A 560-nucleotide genomic window follows, 5' to 3' on the forward strand; every position below is an offset into this window, starting at 1 on the left:
ATATAAGAGACAGGGCCACTACCGGTTCAGCCGACTGTCCGGTGCTGCCAGGCCCAGTGGTCTGAAGTCCGGCCGTGCCTGGCGCGTTGGGTTTCATGCCGATGGGTTCGGGTTCGGTCGTCACGGATTCGGTCGTCACGGATTCGGTCAGGCCGGGCTCGGTGATGGTCGCGAATCCGGCGGGTCCGGATTCGATCGCTCCAGGTTCGGTCGTTTCGGGTGCGGTCGTTTCGGATGCGGCCCTTTCCGGTGCGGCGGTGCCTGGTTCGGTGGTTTCGGCGGTGGTGCCTGGTGTGGCGGTTGCGGGTGTGGTGGTGCCTGGTGTTGTGGTGCCTGGTGTGGTGGTGCCGAGGGCGGCGGTGACGGGTGTGGCGGTGCCCGGTTCGGTGGTGTGGGGTGTAGCGGTGTCCGGTTCGGTGAGGGCGGGGGCGGGCTCGGCGGTCCGGGCGGTGTCCCCGTTCGCGGTGCCCGCTGCCCGGGGATGGCCGGCCGGGGCGGTTCCGGCTCCCGTGCCGTCACGGTGTGGTGCCGACGTGGAACCGGCCGGTCCACGACGGGGC

1 protein-coding gene is annotated in these 560 nt (G+C 70.4%); it reads left to right on the top strand.

Annotated features, from left to right (window positions below):
• Window positions 1-74: 74 nt before the first annotated feature.
• A partial coding sequence (locus GUY59_RS49725) for a hypothetical protein (RefSeq protein ID WP_236668184.1) occupies window positions 75-560 on the top strand: 486 nt, incomplete at its 3' end.

This window comes from Nonomuraea sp. K271 (assembly GCF_009908215.1).
GTDB classification, from domain to species: domain Bacteria; phylum Actinomycetota; class Actinomycetes; order Streptosporangiales; family Streptosporangiaceae; genus Nonomuraea; species Nonomuraea longispora.